Genomic DNA, 2209 nt, shown 5'->3' with positions numbered 1-2209 from the left:
GGAAGCACCAGCCTCCGCGGGCACCGCCGACCGCAGCACCTCGGCAACCTCATGCCGCGCCAGCCCTGCCGGCAGCGTCACGGTGCACACATCCACACCCCGGGAGGACAGCACCGCCGCAACGGCCCCGGCCAGACCGGCGTCCACACCCTCGGCCGGTACGACCACCAGCCAACGGCCGGACACCACCCCGGCCGCACGCCCGGCCACCGGCTTCCACACCACCCGGTAACGCCAGCCGTCCACCACCGACTGCTCACGCACCTGCCGACGCCACGCCGACAACGCCGGCAGGACGGCTTCCAGGGCTTCGCCGTCGGCCGCAGGCATGTCGAGAGCCTCGGCAAGTGATGCGAGATCCTCGCGTTCCACCGCTTCCCAGAAGCGCGCGTCCACCGAACCGGCTTCGGCCGCATTCCGGCCGGCAACGGGAACAGCGGGGATCTCCAGCCAGTAACGCTCCCGCTGGAAGGCGTAGGTGGGCAGGTCGGCCCGACGTGCACCGGTACCCGTGAAGTGCTTCCGCCAGTCGATTTCGACGCCTCGGACGTGGGCTTGGGCCAGGGCCGTGGTGAGGCTCGTCGCCTCGGGACGGTTCCTGCGCAGCACGGGGATGAACGCGTGGCCGTCCCCGGTGACGCAGTCCTGCGCCATCGCCGAGAGCACACCGTCCGGGCCGAGCTCGATGAACGTGGTGACGTTCTGGGCCTCCAGCGTGCGGATGCCGTCGTGGAAACGGACCGCTGCACGGACGTGACGGACCCAGAAGTCGGGGCTGGTGAGCTCGTCCGCGGTTGCGAGGGTACCGGTGAGGTTGGAGACGACCGGGATACGCGGGGCCTCGTACGACAAGCCCTCGGCAACCGCGCGGAAGTCCTCCAGCATCGGGTCCATGTGCGGCGAGTGGAACGCGTGACTGACCGTCAGGCGACGGGTCTTTCGGCCCTGCTCCTCGAAGCGGGCCGCGATTCCCAGTACGACGTCCTCGTCACCGGCCACGACCACGGAGGCCGGGCCGTTGACGGCCGCGATGCTCACGGCGTCGGTCAGGTACGGGGTGACCTCGTCCTCGGTCGCCTGCACCGCCACCATCGCACCACCGGACGGCAGCTCCTGCATCAAACGGCCACGCGCAGCCACCAGCGTGCACGCATCCTCCAGCGACAGCACACCCGCACAATGCGCCGCCGCGATCTCACCGATCGAATGACCGGAGACGAAGTCCGGCCTGATACCCCACGATTCCAGGAGCCGGAACAGCGCCACCTCCACCGCGAACAACGCGGGCTGCGTGTACCCGGTCTGGTCGATCAGCTCGGCATCATCTCCGAACAGGGCGTCAGCCAGCGGAAGCTGGAAGTGCCCGCAGATCTCGTCCAGTGACCGAGCGAAGGCCGGATAGGCCTCGTACAGCTCCCGGCCCATTCCCAGCCGCTGGCTGCCCTGGCCGGTGAACAGGAAGCCGAGCTTCCCGGCGGTCGTAGAGCCCTTGACCACTCCGGCGGGCGATTCCCCGCTCGCCAGAGCGCCCAGCTGCTGCAGGAACTCCTCGCGGTCACCTGCGACCAGCACCGCCCGCTCCTCGAAGGCGGCTCGACCGATCGCCAGCGAATAGCCGACATCGGTGAGCCGTATGCCGGCATGGTCCTCCACATAATTACGCAGCCGCTCCGCCTGGGCGTGCAGTGCTTCGGCGCTCTTGGCGGACAGCACCCAAGGCACGACACTCGGAGTCTTCGGAGCGTTGTCACTGCCTTCGACCTGCACCGGCTCATCCTCGAAAGCCGGTGCCTGTTCGATGATGGTGTGGGCGTTGGTGCCGCTGATACCGAAGGACGACACACCGGCCCGGCGGGGACGGCCGGTCTCCGGCCACTCCCGCGCCTCGGTCAGCAGCTCGACCGCGCCCGCCGACCATTCGACGTGCGGCGTCGGCTCGTCGACGTGCAGCGTCTGCGGCAGCACACCGTGCCGCATCGCCATCACCATCTTGATAATCCCCGCGACACCCGCCGCCGCCTGCGTGTGACCGATGTTCGACTTGATCGAGCCGAGCCACAGCGGCGTGTCCTCGCCACGCTCCTTGCCGTAGGTGGCCAGAAGGGCCTGGGCCTCGATCGGGTCGCCGAGCCGGGTGCCCGTTCCGTGGGCCTCCACCGCGTCCACGTCCGACGCCGACAGACCCGCCGACGCCAGCGCCTGCCGGATA

General features: G+C 69.4%; 1 protein-coding gene. It reads right to left on the bottom strand.

Going from position 1 to position 2209, the window contains the following annotated elements; genetic code table 11:
* Positions 1 to 2209: type I polyketide synthase (locus LMU33_RS40675; RefSeq protein WP_228627118.1), on the bottom strand; the 2209-nt coding region annotated here is incomplete at both ends.

Origin of the sequence: Streptomyces barringtoniae, assembly GCF_020819595.1 — a bacterium.
Classification (GTDB): domain Bacteria; phylum Actinomycetota; class Actinomycetes; order Streptomycetales; family Streptomycetaceae; genus Streptomyces; species Streptomyces barringtoniae.
This window is presented reverse-complemented; position numbering and strand designations above follow the sequence as displayed.